This is a genomic window from Synechococcus sp. HK01-R, assembly GCF_014217855.1.
Taxonomy (GTDB): Bacteria; Cyanobacteriota; Cyanobacteriia; order PCC-6307; family Cyanobiaceae; genus Synechococcus_C.
In genome coordinates this window covers 1262029-1282899 of sequence record NZ_CP059059.1, presented here as the reverse complement: position 1 = coordinate 1282899, position 20871 = coordinate 1262029, and the positions used below count along the sequence as shown (strand labels likewise).

Here is a 20871-nt window from a genome sequence, read left to right as displayed (position 1 = left end):
GGTTCAGGAGGCCTTGGGCAGATCGCGGCCGTCGGATGGCAACCAACGACGCAGGCGCTTCAGGCTCGGCGGAGGGGGAGGAGGCAATTCGGATCGCTCCATCGCCGTCGTCGATGTGACGGTTGTGGTGCTGATCGGATCAGCGTTGCGGGGAAGGGGTTGGACCGTGGCGCTGACTGAATCAAAGCCGTCACGCAGGAGCGAGCGGAAGCGATTCAGCGCTGAATCCATGGGGACCTGGTCAGGAACCTCCTTCAGCTCCATCTGACCAACCGCTTCATGCTGAAGCGGTTCTTGCTGAAGCGGTTCTTGTTCGTTCGGCGCCTTCTCAAGAGCGTTCTCCTCGCTCGGGGCCAACGAAGGGCTGACCGGCCCTGGAGTCTCACGTGCAGGGGGCTCCACGACAGACGATTGCTCCGCCTGAGGACCCCATGGCTTGGTGGCGGGAGCGGCCTCAGCCCCATGCAGGCTGGCGACACCAAAGCGATGCACCCATTGCATCTCCAGAAGAGCGATCACGCGTTGATCGCCCTGGTCGCGAGCAGCCAGAAGACGCCGACGCAGGGACTCCTGACGTTGATGGGGCTGACGGAAGGAGAGATCGGTCACGGGGTCAGGCAAGTTTGCGATTCAACAGGGGACGGATCAGGAGAAACAGACCCGCGGTCAGGACGGTGAGCACCAGCAGGCAGGTTGTGCCGCTGACCGCCCCATAAGGAGCCTCCAGCAGAACTGCTGAGAGGTCGAGGGGGCCTGCATAGGCCGCCCGAATGGGCTCAATCGCGAAGGTAAGTGGATTCAGCGCCGCAAGCCAGCCCATCCAGGGCGGCATGAAGGAGAGCGGGGCCAGGGCGGTGCTGGCAAACAGGAGCGGCAGATTGGCCACAAAGATCACGGCGATCAGCTCGATGTGCCCTGGCAACGCGAAGGCAAGCCCAAGACTGAGGGCCGTGACGGCAAACACCAGCAGCAACAGAGTGAGTAACACCAGAGCCAGGCCTGCTGTCCCGGGCCAGCCATAGCCCAAGCAGAAGGCAGTCACCATGATCGCCAAGCTCTGAACAAGGCTCAAGGTGGTGATGTACAGAACCGAAGCGAGCACGATCGAGCTGCGACTGCGCAGGGGGGCGACCAGCAGACGATTCAGAAAGCCGAATTCCCTGTCAAACATGACCGGCAAACCGGCGTTGAGCGCCCCACTGAAAGCGGTGAACACAATCACACCGGCGCCAAGGAAGCGCCCATAGCTCATCCCGCCAGGGAGGAGCCCCTCTGGCGCCCTTGAGAAGAGTGCACCGAATAACACCAGCCAGATCAGGGGCTGCAACACGCCTGCGACCAGCGTGGAAGGACGGCGTTGCAACTGCAGAAACAGGCGCCGGGTCAGGGCCATGGTTTCCTGCAGCAGTTCAGCGAGCGCGGATGGTTCGGGTCGGGTCATCAGTGGAAGCAGGCGGGGAACAGATCAAGAACGAATGAACTCAACGCATGGACTGCTTGCGCTCCTGCTTAGGGTCGCGTTGACCAGCGACGGCAAGCTCCGCATCCATCAGAGTCCTCCCGGTCGCCTGCAGGTAAACGTCATCCAGGCTCGGCCGGCTCTGGGCGAGGGCAAAGACGGGCAGGCCCGCAGCCTCGAGCTTGGCCCGCAGGCCTTGCAGGACCCACTCTCCCTCAACAACAAGGTTGAGCGAATAACCCTGGGAACGGTTCACGACGATCTGCCGCACCCCCTCAACCGGTTCGAGCAGCGCGCAAAGCTGATCAGCCTCCTTCTGATCACTGAACTCCCTGACACGAAGGGTGACCCGATCACCACCAAGCTGCTGCTTGAGGGCCTCAGGGGTGCCCTCCGCAATCACCCGGCCGGCATCAATGATGGCCATTGCATCGGCCAAGGCCTCGACCTCCTCCAGGTAGTGACTGCTCAGCAACACGGTGGTGCCTTGCTGGCGTAGCTCCCGCAACACCTGCCAGATCGCAGCGCGGCTTTCGATATCCAGACCGACCGTCGGCTCATCAAGAACCAGCACCCGAGGCTGATGGAGCAGTCCCGCTGCGAGATCGAGGCGGCGACGCATGCCACCGGAATAGGTCCCGCAACGACGGTCAATCCACTCCGCCATGGACAGCCGCTGCACGAGCTCTGCGATCCGTGCATCACGCACACCGCGTTGCAGGTGATACAGGTCACCCTGCAGCTGAAGGAGTTCACGGCCGGTGAGGATCTTGTCGATCGCCACCTCCTGGGCGACATAACCCAGCAAACGCCTAACCCCTCGGGGATCCTTGAGGGCATCAACCCCTGCAACGCTCACACGGCCTGCGTCGGGGGCCAGCAGAGTGGCCAGGATCCGCAGGGTGGTGGTCTTGCCGGCTCCATTGGGTCCGAGCAACCCGTAAAGACAGCCCTCAGGAACCGTCAGGCTCAAGCCATCGAGAGCCTTGACCGCCCCGTAGGCCTTCTCAAGCTGAGTGAGCTCCAACACGGGCATCGGGCCTTTGCCTGCAGCGAATTGGGTGGAATCTAGGCAGAGGTGGGCGAGAGGCTCACAAGCCAGTGACCGATCGCAGCCTGGAGCTGGGCATCGAAGTGAGCCGCAGCAGGCAGACGGCTGATCACCAGCAGCAAACAGATCCCAAAGAGATAAAGAATCGACCAGCGGAACAACCCCTTGGCCCGCTCGATGTTGTCGGGAGCAGCCGCCAGGTTCTCCACCATCTGCAGCAGTCGTCCATTAAAAGGAAGCAAGAGCAGCCCGTAGAGCAGCCCCCCTTCCGGTAGGGCGAGAACGCCGAGGGTGCTCAGCAAGACCGTGGCGAGGCCGTAGCGACGAATCGCCCTGGCCGTGACCGCAGGCCCCTTCACCACCGGCAGCATCGGGATTCCAACCGCCCGGTAGTCCTCGCGGAGCAGCAGCGCCAGGGCCCAGAAATGCGCGGGAGTCCAGACCATGACAAGAGCGAACAGCCACCAACCTCCGAGACCCACATGACCGGTGGCAGCAGCAGCGCCCACGAGGGGAGGAATCGCCCCGGCCACCCCGCCGATGACGATGTTCTGAGAGGTTCTCGGCTTCAGCAGGGCGGTGTAGAGAAGCACGTAGCTGCAAAGCCCGAGCAGGGAGAGGCCGGCGGCGAGACAATTCACGCCACTCACCAACAGCAGAGCTGCGGCCAGCGTGCAGGACACAGCACCGAAGAAAGCGGCAGTGGGAGACAGACGTCCGGAGGGGAGAGCTCGCCCGCTGGTCCGTTGCATGCGTCCATCGAGCTCCTGTTCCCATAGGCAATTGAGAACTCCGGCTGCCGCAGCGGCAAGCGCACCGCCTCCCAGGGTGCAGGCCAAACGGGGGGAGGAGAGAGGCCATCCCTCCGTGAGGGCCATCCCGCCCAAGGTGGTGGCCAGCAGGAGAGGGATCAAACGGGGTTTTGCCACTTCCAGCCAAGCGGGCAACTTGACCCGCCGGCGTGAGGGCACGACGTCCTCGCGCGTGAGGGCAGCGGATGCAGGAGCGGTGGAACTAACCATGCGCGGGCTCCAGAATGGAGGGATCAAGGACAACGGGGAGCGGCCCCGGGGACAAGCAGGTCTGACGGCGGCAAAGCAAGGCCGCCAGCAGGGCCACCAGAAGAGAGGCGACCAGTTGATGGGCCACAGTCACGGCCGGCTGAGAGAGCCCAAGGCGGAGTGTGAGGACCCCAAGGGTGATCTGGGTGCTGACAAGAGCGGCCAGCCCCAGCAGCAGCGGCCACTGACGCCGGGCCCAGCCCCCTGCCAGCAGAGCGATGGCCACAAAACCCAGCACACAGATCGCCACGGGGGTGGCTGCACTGCGATGCCAGTGCAGCCATTGGCAGGACTGCCCGGCCTCGAGGCAGCGTTGGGCAGCCCAGGAGGTCGCCATACGGCCTCCGAGCAAGCACTGGCTGACGACGGCCAGAAGACTGAGCGCGGCGAGACACCGCCACCACAGGGGGGCAGCCTCAAAACGTGAACCGTGGGAGACCTGATCGCTCGATGCCTTGAGCTCGAAGGCCCTGAGCTCGATGGGAGCAAGCAACAGCTGACTGCTGCCACTGACCAAGGCCAGGAGGGTCAGAGCCAGGGCCAGATGAGCGGTCACAACACCGGAAGGCAGAAGCTGAAGGACCGTGAGTGCACCCAGGCCTCCCTGGGCAAGCACCAAAACCAGCAACAGGGCACTCAGGGGAAGGAACCATCCCGGCAACTGTCGGCGCCACCACCAGGCAACAGCGAGCTGCACCACAAGAGCCATGCCCACGACGAAGGCATCGAGCCGGTGAAACCATTCCAGAAACACCTGCACATTCATCTGCCGCCCCGGCAAGAAAGAGCCGTAGCAAAGGGGCCAATCAGGGCAGGCAAGGCCTGCCTCCATGACGCGAGTGGCACCACCGATAACCACAAGTGCAACCAGGGCAACGACGAGATGACAGGCGAGCAGTGCCAACCGGCGACGGATCGGAACCAGGGATGAGCTGATCAAGGATCGATCCCTCCTGGTAGGGAGTGGTGTGTTTCCGGAACGTAGCGATTGCCGTCCTGCGTGCACGTTGTGTGGCCTACTGCAACACCAAGACCACACAAACGTCTCTCTTCCCTGACAAGAGACCGTCGCTTGTTTCAATGAACAATCGGGGGCAAGGGCTCAAAACCGAAGCCACACAAAGGGTTGCCCGGGAATTTCCAACCGTCTTAAGAATCCACGCGTGGTGATCACCCGGCAGCCTCCATAGCCTGAAACAACTCACGGATGAGTCGTGCCGATCCCTCCATCGATCATCACGCTTGTGCTGGGGATGATCCTGGTGCTTGGAGGCCTGTGGATCGGACAGAACGTCAACCTTCTGCCTGTTGATGCAAGCGCGAATGCGCCGATTTACGACGAACTTTTCCGCGTTCTCTTCAGCATCGGCACGATCTTGTTCCTTGGGATCGTTGGCTTGGTGGTCTTCAGCCTGATCCGCTTCCGCAGACGCTCTGGCGAGTTGTCTGATGGTCTTGCGATCGAAGGCAATCTTCCGCTCGAGATCTTCTGGACTGCCGTTCCTGCTGTTGTCGTGCTGTTCATCGGACTGTTCAGTTACGACATCTATGAACGCATGGGTGGAATGGCGCCCTTGGACCATGCCGCCATGGACCATGCCGCAATGGATCACGCCGCTATGGATCACGCCTCCTCGAACCAAGGAAGCGGTGCTGAACAACGGGTGTGGGGTGGAATCGGCACACCGGTACTCACCGCATCCGAGCAGGGCACACCCGTATCAGCTCTCCCAGTGGAGGTGACCGCCATGCAGTTCGCGTTCCTCTTTCGCTACCCAAAAGGTGACTTCATCTCAGGCGAATTGCATGTCCCCGTCGGCCAACCCGTCAGCCTCAGCATGGAAGCCAAGGATGTGATCCATGCCTTCTGGGTTCCTGAATTCAGGCTGAAGCAAGACGTGATTCCAGGACAGCCCACCGTGTTGAACTTCACGCCTACCAGGGCGGGCCGTTATCCAATCGTCTGCGCCGAACTCTGCGGGCCTTATCACGGCGGCATGCGATCCACGGTGGTCGTGGAGGAACAGGACGCTTTCGACAACTGGTTTGCTCAGAACAACAAGATCACAGCCACTGACACATGACCGCCACTCTTCCAGCTCAAAGCGAGAATCCATCACCTTCCCTGCAACCGCAGGGCTGGCTGCGATATTTCAGTTTCAGTGTTGATCACAAAGTGATCGGCCTCCAGTACCTGGTGTGCGGCTTTGCGTTTTACCTGATTGGTGGCGCCTTAGCGGGAGCGATTCGCACCGAATTGGTCAGCCCTCTCTCCGACTTTATGCCCAGAGAGGTCTACAACCAGGTGCTCACCCTGCACGGAACGGTGATGATCTTTCTCTGGATCGTTCCCGTGGTGAACGGTGCTTTCGGGAACTATCTGATTCCCTTCTACGTGGGCGCACGCGACATGGCCTTTCCAAGGCTGAATGCCGTGGCCTTTTGGCTGATCCCTCCAGCAGGCCTGCTGCTGATCAGCAGTTATTTCATTACCGGTGCCGCCCAGTCAGGATGGACCGCCTATCCCCCTCTGAGCATCACAACCCCAGCCAGTGGTCAGATCATCTGGATCCTGAGCGTCCTTTTACTGGGGGGAAGTTCCATTTTTGGCGGGATCAATTTCATCGCGACGATCCTGAAGCTCAGGCGCCCAGGCCTCAAGATGATGCAATTGCCCATGTATTGCTGGGCAATGCTGGGTACCAGCATTCTCGTCGTGCTCTCCACCCCAGTGTTGGCTGGCACACTGATTCTCTTGAGCTTTGACATTGTCGCTCATACCGGTTTTTTCAATCCGGGGCTTGGGGGCAACGTCGTGGTCTATCAACATCTCTTCTGGTTCTATTCTCATCCAGCGGTTTACATCATGGTGCTGCCTGCCTTCGGGCTGGTGAGTGAAATACTGCCGGTGCACTGCCGCAAACCTCTGTTCGGCTACGCCACCATGGTGGTATCAATCATGGCGATTGTTGTGCTGGGGCTGGTGGTCTGGGCCCATCACATGTTTACGAGTGGCACACCACCGTGGATGCGCCTGTTCTTCACGATCGCAACAGCCTTCATCGCCGTCCCGACGGGAATCAAATTCTTCAATTGGCTTGCAACTCTCTGGGGCGGACGCATCTCACTCAACAGTGCCGTGCTCTTTTCCTGCGGCTTCATCATCAATTTCGTGCTTGGAGGCATCACAGGCGTGGCACTCGCCCAGGTGCCATTCGACGTGCATGTGCATGACACCTACTTCGTTGTTGCTCATTTCCATTACATCGTCTACGGAGGCTCGGTCTTTGTGATCTTCGCCTCGATCTACCACTGGTATCCCAAGGTCACGGGCCGGCTGCTGAATGAGTCGATCGGCCGCCTGCACTTTTTGCTCACATTCGTCGGATTCAACCTCTGTTTCGCCCCCCAGCACTGGCTCGGTCTCAACGGCATGCCCAGACGCGTGGCCGAATACGACCCGCAATTCGCCTTCATCAATCAATTGAGCAGTGTCGGAGCCTTGCTGATGGCGATCAGCACCCTTCCCTTCCTCTGGAACGTGATCATGAGTGCCTTCAACGGGGAAATCGCTGGAGACAATCCCTGGCGGGCCCTCACTCCGGAATGGCTCACCAGCTCCCCACCTCCAGTGGAGAACTGGAGAGGGGAAGCCCCTTTGGTAACCGAACCCTATGGCTACGGCGTTCCGGCAGAACAACTTGATCTTCAGGCCGCCAGCGGCCGTGACCTCTGGAGCAACGGCCGATGACGACACTCACCCCATCCGAAACCGACCTGAACCTCGACCATGCCGGCGAGACACACGCCGATCACCGCATGTTCGGGCTAGCCACCTTCCTGGTGGCGGATGCCATGACCTTCGCGGGTTTCTTCGCCGCCTATCTCACCTTCAAGGCGGTGAATCCATTGCCGGCTGGCGCGATTTACGAGCTGGAACTGCCTTTACCGATTCTCAACACCGTGCTGCTGCTAGTGAGCAGCTTCACGTTTCACCGGGCCGGCGCCAATCTTCGTCGCAGCATGCATCAGCGCTGCCGTCTGTGGCTCCTGATCTCAGCGGCCCTGGGCTTTGCCTTTCTGGTCAGCCAGATGCTCGAATACTTCACATTGCCCTTCGGGCTAACAGACAATCTCTACGCGAGCACCTTCTATGCCCTCACAGGGTTTCACGGCCTTCACGTGACACTTGGAGCCTTGATGATTCTGATTGTCTGGTGGCAGTGCCGCACACCGTCAGGCCGAATCACAGCGCAGAACCACTTCCCCCTCGAAGCGGCCGAGCTCTACTGGCATTTCGTTGATGGCATCTGGGTGATCCTGTTTGTGATTCTCTACCTGCTCTAAGCCCCTAGGAGATCAGGAAGGGCTGAATCGCTTGCCTGGGTTGCGATCTCCAGCCACAATTCATACAAATTCCATCGCTCAGATGCTGGTCGGTCAGGAACTGCTCGATAAGGCAAGGGCCCTCAGTAACCGTCCTGAGGATGAAATTGCTCGGGGTTGCGGATACGTCGGCCCAAGCGGCAGGGTGCTTCGCAAGAGTTTTTATCGCGCCCTTGTCGAAGCCAAGGGCTACAAACTGCCGTCCAATTCAGGCAGTGGCGGCGATGGCACCCGCGGACGCCAGGCTGAATTCCGCACACGGGTGCATGGCAATGGCAATCTGCTCATCGGCCATGCCTATACGCGACGATTGGGCCTGGAGCCCGGGCAGGAGTTCCGGATTGAGCTGCACCGCGACTCCGGTTCGATCTGGCTGCTGCCGCTCGATGAACCGGCAGCAGAGCCACGGGGCGGCCAGGATCAGGAGAACGCCTGAGGCCTGGCCGCAGTGGTCATCAGGCCAGGGCCGGAGGGTCCTGGTCATCGTGAATCACCGAACTGAACGCAATCAGTTCGATGCCACTGAACAGGAAGCTGATACCCACGAGGGTCCCCAGCACCCAGAGCAGCCCCCAGAACTTGAGGGTGACGATCAGCAGGCCCAGGATGAAGGTGATCACACCGTTCGCGATCGCCCAGCCTGCGCCAGGACGATTGCTGCTGGCCAGGCCGCTGAAGAAGGCGACCACGCCTTCCACCAAGAAGACGATGCCGATCGCCAGAGCAAAAGCCGCCACCTGCTCCGCTGCCTCCACGGGATCGCGGAAATTGCTGATCATCGAGCCACCGGCCACGATGAACAGGGTCGACACCACAAGGCGCCAGAAGCACACCCAGCGGCCCATGCGTCCTGAGCGGGCCAGGTTGCTGATCCAGCCGACCACTCCACCAATGAGGAAGAGCACGGCAATGACGCCGGTGGTCCAGAACGAGGCGATCACTGGGAAGATCAGCGCCAGGATCCCCAGCACAATCAGAAGAATGCCTTCGGCGATGGCGAAGGCTTTGAAGCTGCCCAGAGAATCGGGGCGGCCGTCGGCAGTCATGAAACGTTCGGAATGAACAATCACTGCAAGGTATTGACGATTTCAGCAATCGACCAGGACCTGTGATCGTTTCTCAGTGCCAGCCATGGCCTGCCAGCCAGGCAGCCGTGAGCTCCTCCCCAGCATGGGACCGCCCTGCGAGCAGGCGTTCGGTGTAGCGGGCGATCACATCCACCTCCAGATTGACTGCATCACCAGGTTTCAGGTGCCGCAGAGCCGTTGATGCCCAGGTATGGGGAATCACCGCGATCCAGAAACGCCGCCCCTCCTCGGCAGTGCCCGCCACCGTGAGGCTGATGCCATCCACCGTGATGCTGCCCTTTTCACAGATGTAACGCTCATGGCCGGGATCGCGCCAGCGCAACTCCACACGCCATGACTGGGGAAGAGCCTCCACCGCCATCACCTCACCAGCCCCATCCACATGGCCAGTCACCAAGTGCCCCCCCAGCCGATCGGCCAGACGCAGCGCCGGCTCCAGATTCACTGATCCACAGCGGGACGCCTTCGCGCCAAGCGTGGTGCGCTGAAGGGTCTCCTCACTGACATCCGCCAGAAAACCGTCGGCAACCAGAGACGCCACCGTCAAACAGACCCCATCCACCGCAACGCTGTCTCCAAGCTGCAAAGGAGCAAAGGGTTGGCAGCCGGTCACCAGCAGACCTGCACCCCGCCGCTCCACTTGGCCCACTGCCTGCACCAGACCCGTGAACATCGCACCCACCTGCGGCCCCTCGCCTGGTCATAATCGAATCAGGGCAGGAGTGACAGTGGTTGAGATGCACGTCGCCGGAATTGCCCTGGATGCGGCCAGCCGCAGCCCGATCGTGCTGCTGCGCGATCCCTCCGGCAGGCGCCAGGTGCCGATCTGGATCGACCAGGCGCAGGCCCACAACATCATGGCCGGCATCCAAGACGAGCCCCCCCCGCGCCCCCTGAGCCACGACCTGATGGTGGCGCTGCTGGAGGCCGGTGGCCTCTCCCTGGAGCGGGTGATCATCCATGCGATTGAGGAGAACACCTTCCGGGCGGTGCTGAAACTCGGTGTGAGCGGAGCCGGGAGCGAACCGTCCGGCGACGCCACCGAAGGCGAAGGCGAGAGCGTCATGAAGGACGCTGACCAGGCAGAGGCCCAATCCCGCCCGGATGACGAAAGCGTCCAGAACACTGCCAAGATCCAGGAAGTGGATGCGCGTCCCAGCGACGCCATTGCCTTGGCAATCCGCACGGGCAGCGGCATCTGGATGCTGGAGGAAGTCGTGGCGGAAGCCTCCATCCCAGTGGATGCCGAAGCCGATAGCGAGGAGCAAGACGCTTTCCGCCGCTTCCTCGATCAGGTGAGTCCCGCCGCTCTGGTCCGCCACCTCGAATCCCGCCAGCCAGAGGAAGGCTCTGGGGCGGACCCTGCCGCCGAAGGATGACCACGGCGGTGCGACGCCCCTTCGGGAGAGGGCCCGCCGTCAGCCTGTTCACACTTGGAACGATGCGGGCGCTCGCCGCTCCGGATCAGATGGAAGCGATCGTGCGAGCCGCGATCGACGCTGGCATCAATCACCTCGAAACGGCACCCGCCTACGGCCCTGCTGAAACCTTTCTCGGCGCTGCTCTCTCCCGTCTGATGCGCGAAGGAGTGGCACCGGAGGGAGGCTGGCTGATCACCAGCAAGATCCTGCCGGGCGCGGGCTTGGCGGAGGGCCGTCGTCAGCTGCTCGCCAGCCTGAAACGACTGGGGCAGACCCGACTCGACAACCTGGCGGTGCACGGCATCAACCGGGAGGAGCACCTGCGATGGGCCCTTGAGGGGGATGGACAGGAGCTGCTGATCTGGGCCGAGGCGGAAGGACTGGTGGGCCAGGTGGGTTTCAGCAGCCATGGATCCCACGACCTGATTGCCAAAGCGATCGACAGCGGCGTCTTCGGCTTCTGCAACCTGCATCTGCATCTGCTCGACCCCAGCCGCCTGGATCTGGCCCGCGGAGCTCTCGCTCACGGGATGGGAGTGCTGGCGATCTCACCGGCTGACAAGGGCGGTCGGCTCTGGGATCCGAGCCCCACCATGGTGGAGGACTGCGCGCCCATCTCTCCCCTCGAACTGGCCTACCGCTTCCTGCTGGCGGAGGGGATCTCCACCCTGACCGTGGGTGCCAGCCGTCCAGGGGAGCTGGCTCTGGCCAAACGGCTAGCCCATGCCGACGGCACGCTCACCAGCACGGAACAGGCGGTGCTTGATCAGCTTGGGATACGAAGGCGGGAGCGGCTCGGCAGCCAGCACTGTGAACAGTGCCGCGCCTGCCTGCCCTGCCCCAGGGAGGTGCCGATCCCCGAGCTGCTTCGGCTGCGCAATCTGAGGCTGGGGCATGACATGCAAGCCTTCTGCGAGGAGCGTTACAACCTGATCGGCCGTGCAGGCCACTGGTGGGAGGAGGTGGATGCCAGCCTCTGCAACCGCTGCGGCGACTGCCTGCCCCGCTGCCCTCACCAGCTCCCGATTCCCGAGTTATTGGCGGAGACCCACCAGTTGCTTGCAGCAGCACCAAGACGGCGCCTCTGGGGCTGATTCAGGGAGCGGCATCCCGCCAGCGCTGACTGAGCTGCTCAGCGGCCGCCGTCTTCAAGGGGGGAAGGCTCCAGCAACGTGCCCACACCGCCGCTGTCGGCAGCACGAGCGCACGAAAACTGGCCGGAACGGCATCGCGCTGTGCATCCAGAAGCTCCTCCGCAAGCGGCGGACGCCAGCCGCGCCCAAGAAGCGGTCGAAGCAAGGGTGTCCCCCAGGCATCCTCGACCCAGGCCTGGGGCAGAGGCTCGCGGCTGGATGCGGGACGCATGAGCAAGGTCCAGTGCAACGGTGCACCGGAGTCGGGCAAGACGGCGCGCAAGCGAGGGTCCCGGCGAAGAGCCTGAATGCAACGCTGAAGAGGAAGCACCGCCACCCTCGCCTTTCCCTGAAGCAACCAGTTCAGGCCCTGCTGATCATCAAGGGTGAGCGCCGCGGAGCGCAGCCGGGCAAGACTTTCCGCACCAGGGATCTGATCGGCAAGCTCGATCACCAACCGTGGACTGGCGGGAAGCACCACCTGCCCTTTGAAGTCCGGGTCAAGCAGGAGCTGCCATCCGCGCTCCGATGCACCATCCAGGCCATCCAAGCCCAGGAAGAGCATCACCCAGGGAGTGACAGCCACTGGAAGCACACGGGAGGCGCGCTCGGCCCCCAGCAACTCCAGGTAGCGCCTGGCCTGCCCGGCCAGTCGAGCCTGAAGGGGCGCTGCTGCAATCGGTTGGAAGTCTGCATCCGTGGTGGTCGGCAACCAGCCATCGCTCAGAGCGAGCAGATCGGCGGAGCGATCCAGACGCCAGGGGGCCATTCCCGGGCCCCCAGCCAGCTCCAAAGGCTCGAAGCGCCAGGGCTTGGGCAATCGGCGACGCCACAGGGCCGGAAGGATCTCCGGAGCAGCCTGAAGCAGGGGAGCCGATGCACCACGCGTACAACCGGCTAGGGCTGTGAGCCCCAAAACGCCTCCAAGCTGCAGCACTTGGCGACGCCGGAGCCCTGGGGTCGAAGGAACGCGCAACCTGGTCATGGCCCGACCCTACTGGCGCTGCAGTCGATCCAAACCCTCTTCGCAGCTCTCCTGAAGCTCAGCAGGACTGACGCCGCGCAACTGAGCCAGCAAAGCAAGCGCACCGGCGCCGACACCCTCCTTCACATGGCCATGCTCGTAATCCTGCAGGGCTTGGTGCCGACTGGTCACGAATCGCAGGCCACTGGTCAGGGCCAGGAGCTCCACCCCCATGGCCCCCTGCAGACAGTTCAGCAGTCGGGAAAGCGCGGGCGGGTTCCCAGGCTGCAGGCTCCCAGGCTGCAGGCCCTCAAGCTGCTCGCTCCCCAGCCAGGCGGTGGTGCCAAGCACCACCTGAGCAGCCAAAGCCGCGCGTCCGCGAGGGGGCAGGGCCGCCAAGGCAAGCGCCAACACAGCCACCATCTGGCTGCCCCCACCCAGCAACAGGGGCTGACCGCTCTCCAAGGCCCCGACCAGCAGCCCCGCTGCTACAGCTTGAAAGGGATCCCCCACAGCCGCAAGAAGCAAGCCCGGGGTCGGAGCTGCGCCCAGATCCGCCCGCCTCAACCCCTCCGCCACCAGCCGCTGCTTCAACACCATGGGGGGATGCAAAGCGCTGCCTCCCACCAAACCGGCAACGGACAAGCCCAAACCCTGGAGCACCGCCTGAGCCGTGGTGGTGCCCCCCGGCACGCATTCCGCCAGCAGCAATGGACGCCGCAAGCCGCGGCCCATCTGCATCCCCCGACTCCAGAGACGCTCCACGCGTGTTGATGACATGGCCTGGCCACTACTCAGGCAGGCCGCCGGCCCCTCGCTGAGCGGTTCCAGGCGCAAGTGAACAAAAGGAGGCGGCTCCGCCAACCCGAGGGCCGCCACCAGGGGCTGCAGGCCAAGCCTCTGGCTGGCCACCCAGCTGATCAACGCCGGTGATACGCCTGCTGGCAGAGGCGGCAGGGGCCACTGGGGACGGTGGGCCGGTCCGTACAGAAGCAACTCGGCATCGGCGAGTGCGGTGTAGCGGCGTGAGGCGGCCGACGAGCCGGCCGCCGAAATGCCCTCCACCTCCGCCGTGGCCGTGGCCGCCAACAGCAACAACAGATCAGGCTGTTGGCTGGAATCGCGCCAGGGAGCGAGTGCCGACTCGATCCGCTCGGGCCAGGAGGCTGGCAGCGGCAGTGGGCTGAGCCATTGGCAGCCGACGGGAAGAGGCGGTGACGGGACGGACGCTGCCATGGCGACACCTCCTGGAGGGTTGAGTCTCAGAGGGGATCCAATGCCACCAACCCCTTGAGCTGAGGAGGGGGAGCGGGCACCGGAGCCTGTAGACGCGGAAAGATCCAATAGGCGAGCGCATGCAGAGCCAGCACATAAACCAGCTGCTGAAACAACACCAGTGCCAGGGCCATCAGCTGAACCTCCGCGAGATCGGGAGACAGAGGAAGCCCTAGTAGATCCACCAGACGATCCAGCAATCCGGCCCCAGCGCGGGTGATCACGATCCAGAGGTTTTCACCCAGAAGCAGGGAAAGCGCCAGCACTCGCACGAGAAAACCCACCGCACCCAGCACGAGACCGATTCCCCAGCTCAGCCACCAGCTCCTCTGCTGACTCCAGCACCAACCCAGCCAGAGCGACAGCAGGCCGTAGGGGAACAGCATGAGCGGTCCCCGCACCGGTCCCATCAGAGCGGTCAGCAACAACAACGACACCGCCACCCCCTCGAGGCCGGCCCTCCAGCCACGACGAATGAGCAGCAGAGCAAGGGGCAGGGGCAGGGCCAGACGGAACAGGGCACCCCCCACCGGCAAGTAATACAGCGCCAGCCAGATCAGGGCAGCAGCAGCAGCCAGGTAGGAGGTTTCCATCATGCGCAAAGCCTGTCGGCGGCTTGTCGGCGCTGGGGAAGCGGATGACCGCGAGGGCGGCGTCACGGCGTGGCCCCCTTGCGCTCCGGGGTCACCGTCAGCCGTTCAGGGGGTTGGATCCGTTCAATCGTCTCCACCTCAAAGGCAATGCCCGCCTCGCGCAGGGACCGCGTGACCTGCTCGGCAGGAGCGGCTGGATCCGCCGAGGAGAGCCGCAGGATGATGCGGTAGGGCTGGGGAGCAGCCGATTGCGGCACGGGCCTGGGCTGCGACTGCAACGGTGCAGCAGGCTTCTCAGCGATCGGGGCAGACATCGGCGCAGGAGCCTCCTGGCCAGTCTTGGCCGCAGACCCAGTCTTGGGCGGAGACGGTGGCTTGGGCCTGCTCTCACCATTCGCTGCCGGAGCTGATGCTGGGGAAGCTCCGGGGGAGTCAAAGCTGTCCGCAAGCTGGCGACCGAAGGGGGTACTGCTGCAGGCCTGCAGCAGTACCAGGGGCAGAAGCAACCAACCCAGGCGCCGCAGAGCCATCAAGTGTCTCCAGGTTTGATCACCCGCACGGCGCTGGCCCGCAGACGCCCTGTCTTCGTGGTGGCAGGGGGCTTCTTGGCTGCCGGTTTGGCGGCGGCTGCCTTGCGGCCGGTTGTGCTCTTGGTGGTGCTGCTCTTGGTGGAGCGCTTGCTCGTCTTCTTGCTGGAAGCCTTGGCCGCCAGCAGCTCCATGGCCTCAGTCAGGGTGATGTCATCAGCTCCCTTGCCCTCCGGAAGGGACGCGTTCACCTTGCCCTGCTTCACATAGAGGCCATAGGGACCATCAAAGACCTGCACGGTCTCCTCCGAGCCTTCAGGCACCCCGAGATCCCTCAGAGCGGTGCGGCCACCGCGACCGCGTTTGGGCATGGCCAACAGCTCCAGGGCACGGGAGAGACCCACCATCAGCACGTCGTCCTCAGCCTTGAGGGAGCGATAGTCCTTCTCACCCTTGCTCTTATCCCAAACCACATAGGGCCCGAAGCGACCGAGACCTGCCTGGATCCGTCCGCCATCGGGATGCTCACCGAGCAAACGGGGCAAGCGCAGCAGACCAAGCGCATCCTCGAGGGACAGATCCTCCGGTTTCACCCCCTTCGGCAGGGAGGCCCGCTTCGGCTTGGGGTTCTCATCACTGACCTGACCGCGCTGAACGTAGGGGCCGTACTGCCCGAAGAGCAGATAAACGAGATCACCAGTTTCCGGGTCCTCGCCAAGCGCTTCAGGGCCATCTGCCTTCTGCTTGAGGATCAGCTCGGCTCTCTCTGCATCCAGATCTGCAGGGGTGATTTCCTGAGGAAGCGTGGCCTTGATCAGCTCCTCTTCACCGTCATCAGCGACCCGTTTGGCCTCGAGATACGCCCCGAAACGACCGATGCGCACCACGCAGGGCAAGCCCTCCAGGTCGATCGTGCGGGAGGCGCCAGCATCGATGTCTCCCTCGCGCTTCTGCACGAGAGATTCCAACCCCTCCTCCCCTTTGTAGAAGCCCTCCAGGTAGGGAAGCCACTGCACCTTGCCGGTCGAGATCTCATCGAGGGTGGATTCCATCCGGGCCGTGAAGCTGGTATCGACCAGGTCTGGGAAGTGCTCCTCCAGCAGGGCGGTCACGGCAAAAGCGGTGAAGCTGGGGGTCAGAGAATTGTTTTGGAGCGAGGCGTAGCCACGATCCACGATCGTGCCGATGATGCTGGCGTAGGTGGAGGGGCGCCCGATGCCCTCCTTCTCAAGCATCTTCACCAAAGAGGCCTCGCTGTAGCGAGCTGGCGGCTGGGTCTGGTGACCGAGGGCCTCCACCTCCTTCGGCGTGGGGGAATCTCCGGTCTTCAGATCCGGAAGCAGCACCTCCTGCCCCTCGAGCGCGGCATCCGGGTCATCGCTTCCCTCCACATAGGCGCGGAAGAAACCGGCGAAATCGATCCGCTTTCCACTGGCTCTGAAACGGGCATCCGCCACGGTCAGATCCACCGCCAGCATCGTCAGCCGGGCTTCAGCCATTTGGCTGGCAACGGTGCGCTTCCATATCAACTCGTAGAGGGCCAGATCCCTGCCATCGAGACCGGTTTCGGCAGGAGCACGAAAGCTCTCACCCGAGGGGCGAATGGCCTCATGGGCCTCCTGGGCATTGCGGGACTTGGTGCTGAACTGCCGCGGCGCCTTGCTCAGATAGTCCTTGCCGTAGCGAGTCTCGACGCAGCTTCGCGCCGCGCTGATCGCCTGGTCGGAGAGATGCACCGAATCGGTGCGCATGTAGGTGATGAAACCGCGTTCGTAGAGGCCCTGAGCGCAGCGCATCGTCTCGCGAGCCGAAAGGCGCAGCTTGCGATTGGCTTCCTGCTGGAGGGTGCTGGTGGTGAAGGGCGGGACGGGCTTGCGCACGGTGGGCTTCTCTTCCACCGCCTCCACCAGCCAGGGGGAGGAGCGCACGGTCTCCACCAGGGTGCGGGCCTCCTGCTCGCTAAGCAGGCGCACGCTGCTGCCCTGCTTGAGGCCACCGGTGCTCTCGTCGAAGTCGTTGCCAGTCGCGATTCGCTGACCGGCGAGATGGGTGAGCTTGGCGTCAAACCCGCCCCCTGCCTGCTCTAAGCGAGCCTTCAGATCCCAGTAGCTGCCACTGCGGAACGCCCGGCGGGCCCGCTCGCGCTGCACCAGCAGTCGCACCGCCACCGACTGCACGCGACCGGCGGACAGCCCCCAGGCCACCTTCTTCCAGAGCAGGGGGGAGAGGGTGTAACCGACGAGGCGATCGAGGATCCGACGGGTTTCTTGGGCATGCACCAGCTCCATATCGAGCTCTCGGGTCTCATCAAGCGCCCTGGAGATGGCCTCCTTGGTGATCTCGTGAAAGACCATCCGCTTGACGGGCACCTTCGGCGCAAGAAGTTGCAGCAGGTGCCAGCTGATGCTCTCCCCCTCCCGGTCTTCGTCCGTCGCCAGCAGGAGCTGATCCGCACCCTTCAGCGCATCTTTGAGCTCGCGCACCACCTTCTTCTTGTCCTTCGGCACCACGTAGAGGGGCTCGAAGTCGGCTTCGGTGTTCACGCCGAGATTGGCCCATTTCTGCCCTTTTTGGGCCGCTGGAATCTCGCTGGCGTTGTTGGGGAGATCACGGACATGGCCCATCGACGCTTCCACCCGGTAGCCCTTGGGGAGGAAACCACGGATGGTGCGGGCCTTCGTAGGGCTCTCGACAATGACCAGGGTGTTCGCCACAGGCGGCAGGTAACCGTCCCCTTCTTTATCGCACCGTGGCTCCCTCGGCAGCGAAACAGTCGAAATCCCGTGGTCCCGTTCGCCTCCCGGCAGCGCAGCTACAGTCGCCGCACAGGACGGATCCCACGCGCACCATGCCCGAGTTGGGTGCACTGCTTCTAACCACCCAGGCGATGGCCGCTCCGGGAGAGCTGCTCAATCTCGCTCTGAATGCCGGGGCCGTAGCCCCAGAGGGTGCTGTCTTACTGGCCATGCTGGCCACTCTCCTGGTGGATCTGGCCGGAGAACGCGTTGCTGTGCGCTGGGTTCCGCCGATCTGTTACCTCGGTCTCGGCGGCGCCCTTGTGCTGCTGGCCCTCCAGTGGAACGCCCCTCTGGAGCCCTCATTTTTGGGCGCATTCCTTTCGGACCGCCTGGCGATCGCCTTCCGTGCGGTTGTGGCCACCTCCACCCTGCTCTCGCTTCTGATCAGCTGGCGTTACGCCGAGAAGAGCGGCACTCCGGTGGGTGAATACGCCGCCATCCTTCTGGCCGCAACCCTTGGCGGGATGCTGCTCTGCGGAGCCACTGATTTGGTCAGTGTCTTCGTCTCCCTCGAGACCCTTTCCGTCGCCAGTTATCTGCTGTCGGGCTACATGAAGCGGGATGCCCGCAGCTCCGAGGCAGCTCTTAAATATCTGCTGGTGGGGTCCGCGGCCGCAGCCGTGTTCCTCTACGGCTCCTCTCTGCTCTACGGACTCAGCGGATCCACCAGCCTTGAGGTGATCGGCAATGCCCTGCTCACCAGCCCGACGCCCCTCGCAGCTCTGGCCCTGGTGTTTGTGCTCGCCACAGTGGCCTTCAAGATTGCAGCGGTGCCCTTCCACCAGTGGACTCCCGATGTCTATGAGGGCTCACCAACCCCTGTGGTGGCCTTCCTGTCGGTGGGATCCAAAGCAGCCGGTTTCGCCTTGGCACTCAGGATCCTTGTGGGCTGCTTCGGCTCCTTTGACACCCAGTGGAAGCTGCTGTTCACGGTGCTGGCTCTCCTCAGCATGACCCTGGGCAACGTGGTCGCCCTGGCTCAAACATCGATGAAGCGAATGCTGGCCTACAGCTCGATCGGCCAGGCCGGCTTTGTGATGATCGGACTCGTCTGCGGCACCGAAGATGGCTTCGCAGCGATGGTGCTGTACATGGCGGCCTACCTGTTCATGAATCTGGGGGCGTTTGCCTGCATCATTCTCTTTTCAATCCGCACCGGCAGCGATCGGATCAGCGACTATGCCGGTCTTTATCAGAAAGACCCACTGATCACCTTGGGGCTGAGTCTCTGCCTTCTCTCCCTCGGGGGCATTCCTCCGATGCTGGGCTTTTTCGGCAAGATCTACCTCTTTTTCGCCGGCTGGGCTGATCACCAATACCTGCTGGTTGTGGTGGGCTTGATCACTTCAGTCGTCTCGATTTACTACTACATCGGGGTTATCAAGATGATGGTGGTCAAGGAACCTCAGGAAGCTTCTGAAGTGGTCCGCGATTACCCACCCATCCAGTGGTCCACCCTTGGACTCCCTCCGCTCCGCTTCGCTCTGATCGCCTGTGTCCTGGTCACAGCAGTGGGTGGCATCCTCTCCAACCCTCTCTTCCAGTGGGCGAACAGTGCCGTAGCCGGCACTCCCCTGCTGCAACAGGCCATCGCCAGGGCAGGCCTTCACAGCATTGGCTGATCCAACAGCTCAGCGGGAGGTCGCACGTCTCAGTGACGTCAGCAAGCTCTACGGCAGTGGAGAGGCAACGGTGCGGGCGCTCGACCATCTCGATCTCACCGTTCACCAGGGCGATTATCTGGCGGTGATGGGCGCCAGTGGATCCGGCAAAAGCACGGCGATGAACATCATTGGCTGCCTAGATCGACCCAGCAGCGGCAGCTACAGCCTGAACGGGGTCGCCGTGGAATCCCTCGATGACGATGCCCTGGCCGATCTGCGCAATCAGGAGCTTGGGTTCGTCTTTCAACAGTTCCATCTGTTGCCCCACGCCACCGCCCTCGACAATGTGATGCTTCCAATGATCTATGCGGGGGTTTCCGCAACGGAACGCCGCAGACGGGCTGCTGAGGCCCTGGAGCGCGTTGGCCTCTCCGATCGCATGCAGAACCGTCCGAATCAACTCTCTGGCGGGCAACAGCAGCGCGTCGCTATCGCCCGGGCGATCATCAACCAACCAGCCCTGTTGCTGGCGGATGAACCCACAGGCGCCCTGGATTCACGCACCACGGACGATGTGCTCAATCTTTTTGATGATCTGCATCGCCAGGGAATCACCCTGGTGATGGTGACCCACGAGGACGAGGTGGCCGCCAGGGCTGAGACGGTGGCTCATTTCCGGGATGGCCGGGTGGAGCGCCTGGAACGGCAATCCAACTGAAGGTTGTTCAAGATCCTGATCCTAAGGCTGTCTAAGGTTCGGGTAGGATGATGCCATTTGCATGCCAGACGCCGCAGGCTCCAGCACCAGGGTGCTGCTGGTCGACGATGAAAAGCGGCTGACAGATCTGCTTCGACTTGAGCTCGAACTGGAGGGCTATTCGGTGCAGGTCGCCGGCAACGGGGCCAGCGGCTTGTTCAAGGCCCGGCAGGAGCCGACGCCGAATCTGATCGTTCTCGACTGGAATCTTCCCGATTTCTCGGGGGTCGACATCTGCCAGCGCATGCGCAGCAGTGGTGTCACGACGCCGATCCTGATGCTCACCGGCCACGACGACATCGCCGATCGCGTCAAGGCACTCGATGCTGGAGTTGATGACTACCTGGTCAAGCCCTTCTCCATCGAAGAGCTCATGGCTCGGTTGCGCGCGATGCAACGTCGCGCCGAATCCTTTTCCGAAGCAACGGCCGGCGATCAGCCCCTGGTGCTGGAGGTCGCCGACCTACGCATGCATACCGGCACCCGCGATGTGAGCCGGGGCGAACGCTCCATTCAGCTCTCGGTGAAGGAATACGACCTGCTGCAATTTTTGATGCGCGGCCAAGGCCGTGTGCTCGAGCGGGCTGAGATCATGCGCGGCGTCTGGGGGGAGAACTTCTACGGCGACGACAACCTTCTCGAAGTCTACATCCGGTATCTGCGCCAAAAGATCGAAGCGGATGATCGACCGAGCCTCATCCATACCGTGCGCGGCGTCGGTTTCATCCTGCGGGATGCCACCGAAACGCAATGA

At 62.8% G+C, this 20871-nt stretch carries 21 protein-coding genes; 9 read left to right on the top strand and 12 right to left on the bottom strand.

Annotated features, from left to right (window positions below):
- Window positions 1-3: 3 nt before the first annotated feature.
- From H0O21_RS06690 to H0O21_RS06670, 5 genes are read right to left on the bottom strand one after another with little or no spacing between them, the layout of a single operon-like run.
- On the bottom strand, window positions 4-621 hold the full coding sequence (locus H0O21_RS06690) for a hypothetical protein (RefSeq protein WP_185189134.1): 618 nt from the start codon (window positions 619-621) through the stop codon (window positions 4-6).
- The gene (locus tag H0O21_RS06685) at window positions 614-1441 is read right to left on the bottom strand and encodes an ABC transporter permease (RefSeq protein ID WP_185189133.1); all 828 of its coding nucleotides are present in this window, start codon (window positions 1439-1441) and stop codon (window positions 614-616) included. Before H0O21_RS06685 ends, H0O21_RS06690 begins: the two co-directional genes overlap by 8 nt.
- Window positions 1442-1481: 40 nt before the next feature.
- Window positions 1482-2495: an ATP-binding cassette domain-containing protein gene (locus H0O21_RS06680; protein ID WP_185189132.1), complete on the bottom strand. Its 1014-nt coding sequence runs from the start codon at window positions 2493-2495 to the stop codon at window positions 1482-1484.
- 32 nt (window positions 2496-2527) lie between these two features.
- Window positions 2528-3532 carry a heme o synthase gene (locus tag H0O21_RS06675; protein ID WP_185189131.1) on the bottom strand — a complete coding sequence of 335 codons (1005 nt, stop codon included), beginning with the start codon at window positions 3530-3532 and terminating at the stop codon, window positions 2528-2530.
- Window positions 3525-4511 (bottom strand): heme A synthase, encoded by a 987-nt coding sequence (locus H0O21_RS06670; protein WP_185189130.1) that lies wholly within the window; start codon window positions 4509-4511, stop codon window positions 3525-3527. Before H0O21_RS06670 ends, H0O21_RS06675 begins: the two co-directional genes overlap by 8 nt.
- 274 nt (window positions 4512-4785) lie before the next feature.
- Here H0O21_RS06670 and H0O21_RS06665 point away from each other — a divergent pair, with 274 nt between their 5' ends.
- The 4 genes from H0O21_RS06665 (at window position 4786) to H0O21_RS06650 (ending at window position 8393) form a co-directional block, all read left to right on the top strand.
- Complete coding sequence (locus H0O21_RS06665) at window positions 4786-5655, top strand: cytochrome c oxidase subunit II (protein ID WP_185189129.1); 870 nt, start codon at window positions 4786-4788, stop codon at window positions 5653-5655.
- Window positions 5652-7322 (top strand): cytochrome c oxidase subunit I, encoded by a 1671-nt coding sequence (gene ctaD / locus H0O21_RS06660; protein ID WP_185189128.1) that lies wholly within the window; start codon window positions 5652-5654, stop codon window positions 7320-7322. The genes H0O21_RS06665 and ctaD overlap by 4 nt, the downstream gene beginning before the upstream one ends.
- Window positions 7319-7918 (top strand): cytochrome c oxidase subunit 3, encoded by a 600-nt coding sequence (locus H0O21_RS06655; protein ID WP_185189127.1) that lies wholly within the window; start codon window positions 7319-7321, stop codon window positions 7916-7918. The genes ctaD and H0O21_RS06655 overlap by 4 nt, the downstream gene beginning before the upstream one ends.
- Before the next feature lie 82 nt (window positions 7919-8000).
- Complete coding sequence (locus H0O21_RS06650) at window positions 8001-8393, top strand: AbrB family transcriptional regulator (protein ID WP_185189126.1); 393 nt, start codon at window positions 8001-8003, stop codon at window positions 8391-8393.
- Window positions 8394-8412: 19 nt separating this feature from the next.
- On the opposite strand, the gene H0O21_RS06645 is transcribed toward H0O21_RS06650, so the two are convergent.
- Complete coding sequence (locus H0O21_RS06645; protein WP_185189125.1) at window positions 8413-9003, bottom strand: HdeD family acid-resistance protein; 591 nt, start codon at window positions 9001-9003, stop codon at window positions 8413-8415.
- Window positions 9004-9076: 73 nt separating this feature from the next.
- Window positions 9077-9718, bottom strand: a complete 642-nt coding sequence (locus H0O21_RS06640) for a riboflavin synthase (RefSeq protein ID WP_185189124.1) — start codon at window positions 9716-9718, stop codon at window positions 9077-9079.
- A gap of 64 nt (window positions 9719-9782) precedes the next feature.
- Here H0O21_RS06640 and H0O21_RS06635 point away from each other — a divergent pair, with 64 nt between their 5' ends.
- Complete coding sequence (locus tag H0O21_RS06635) at window positions 9783-10424, top strand: bifunctional nuclease family protein (RefSeq protein WP_185189123.1); 642 nt, start codon at window positions 9783-9785, stop codon at window positions 10422-10424.
- Window positions 10421-11560, top strand: a complete 1140-nt coding sequence (locus H0O21_RS06630; RefSeq protein ID WP_185189122.1) for an aldo/keto reductase — start codon at window positions 10421-10423, stop codon at window positions 11558-11560. Before H0O21_RS06635 ends, H0O21_RS06630 begins: the two co-directional genes overlap by 4 nt.
- 1 nt (window position 11561) lies before the next feature.
- Here H0O21_RS06630 and H0O21_RS06625 read toward each other — a convergent pair whose 3' ends face one another.
- The 5 genes from H0O21_RS06625 to topA all read right to left on the bottom strand — a co-directional run bounded on the left by H0O21_RS06625 (window position 11562) and on the right by topA (window position 17672).
- Entirely contained in the window at window positions 11562-12584 is a 1023-nt protein-coding gene (locus tag H0O21_RS06625) for an ABC transporter substrate-binding protein (RefSeq protein WP_185189121.1), read from the bottom strand.
- Window positions 12585-12593: 9 nt separating this feature from the next.
- The gene (locus tag H0O21_RS06620; RefSeq protein WP_185189120.1) at window positions 12594-13799 is read right to left on the bottom strand and encodes a nicotinate-nucleotide--dimethylbenzimidazole phosphoribosyltransferase; all 1206 of its coding nucleotides are present in this window, start codon (window positions 13797-13799) and stop codon (window positions 12594-12596) included.
- 26 nt (window positions 13800-13825) lie between these two features.
- A complete protein-coding gene (locus H0O21_RS06615; RefSeq protein ID WP_255440921.1) occupies window positions 13826-14431 on the bottom strand; it encodes a DUF2232 domain-containing protein in 606 nt (201 codons plus the stop codon).
- 62 nt (window positions 14432-14493) lie between these two features.
- Complete coding sequence (locus H0O21_RS06610; protein WP_185189118.1) at window positions 14494-14961, bottom strand: hypothetical protein; 468 nt, start codon at window positions 14959-14961, stop codon at window positions 14494-14496.
- Window positions 14961-17672: a type I DNA topoisomerase gene (topA, locus tag H0O21_RS06605; RefSeq protein ID WP_185189117.1), complete on the bottom strand. Its 2712-nt coding sequence runs from the start codon at window positions 17670-17672 to the stop codon at window positions 14961-14963. The genes H0O21_RS06610 and topA overlap by 1 nt, the downstream gene beginning before the upstream one ends.
- A gap of 134 nt (window positions 17673-17806) precedes the next feature.
- On the opposite strand from topA, the gene H0O21_RS06600 reads away from it, so the two are divergent.
- The 3 genes from H0O21_RS06600 (at window position 17807) to H0O21_RS06590 (ending at window position 20871) form a co-directional block, all read left to right on the top strand.
- Entirely contained in the window at window positions 17807-19378 is a 1572-nt protein-coding gene (locus tag H0O21_RS06600; protein WP_131454630.1) for an NAD(P)H-quinone oxidoreductase subunit N, read from the top strand.
- A complete protein-coding gene (locus H0O21_RS06595; RefSeq protein WP_185189116.1) occupies window positions 19371-20078 on the top strand; it encodes an ABC transporter ATP-binding protein in 708 nt (235 codons plus the stop codon). Before H0O21_RS06600 ends, H0O21_RS06595 begins: the two co-directional genes overlap by 8 nt.
- A 61-nt stretch (window positions 20079-20139) precedes the next feature.
- Window positions 20140-20871: a response regulator transcription factor gene (locus H0O21_RS06590; RefSeq protein WP_185189115.1), complete on the top strand. Its 732-nt coding sequence runs from the start codon at window positions 20140-20142 to the stop codon at window positions 20869-20871.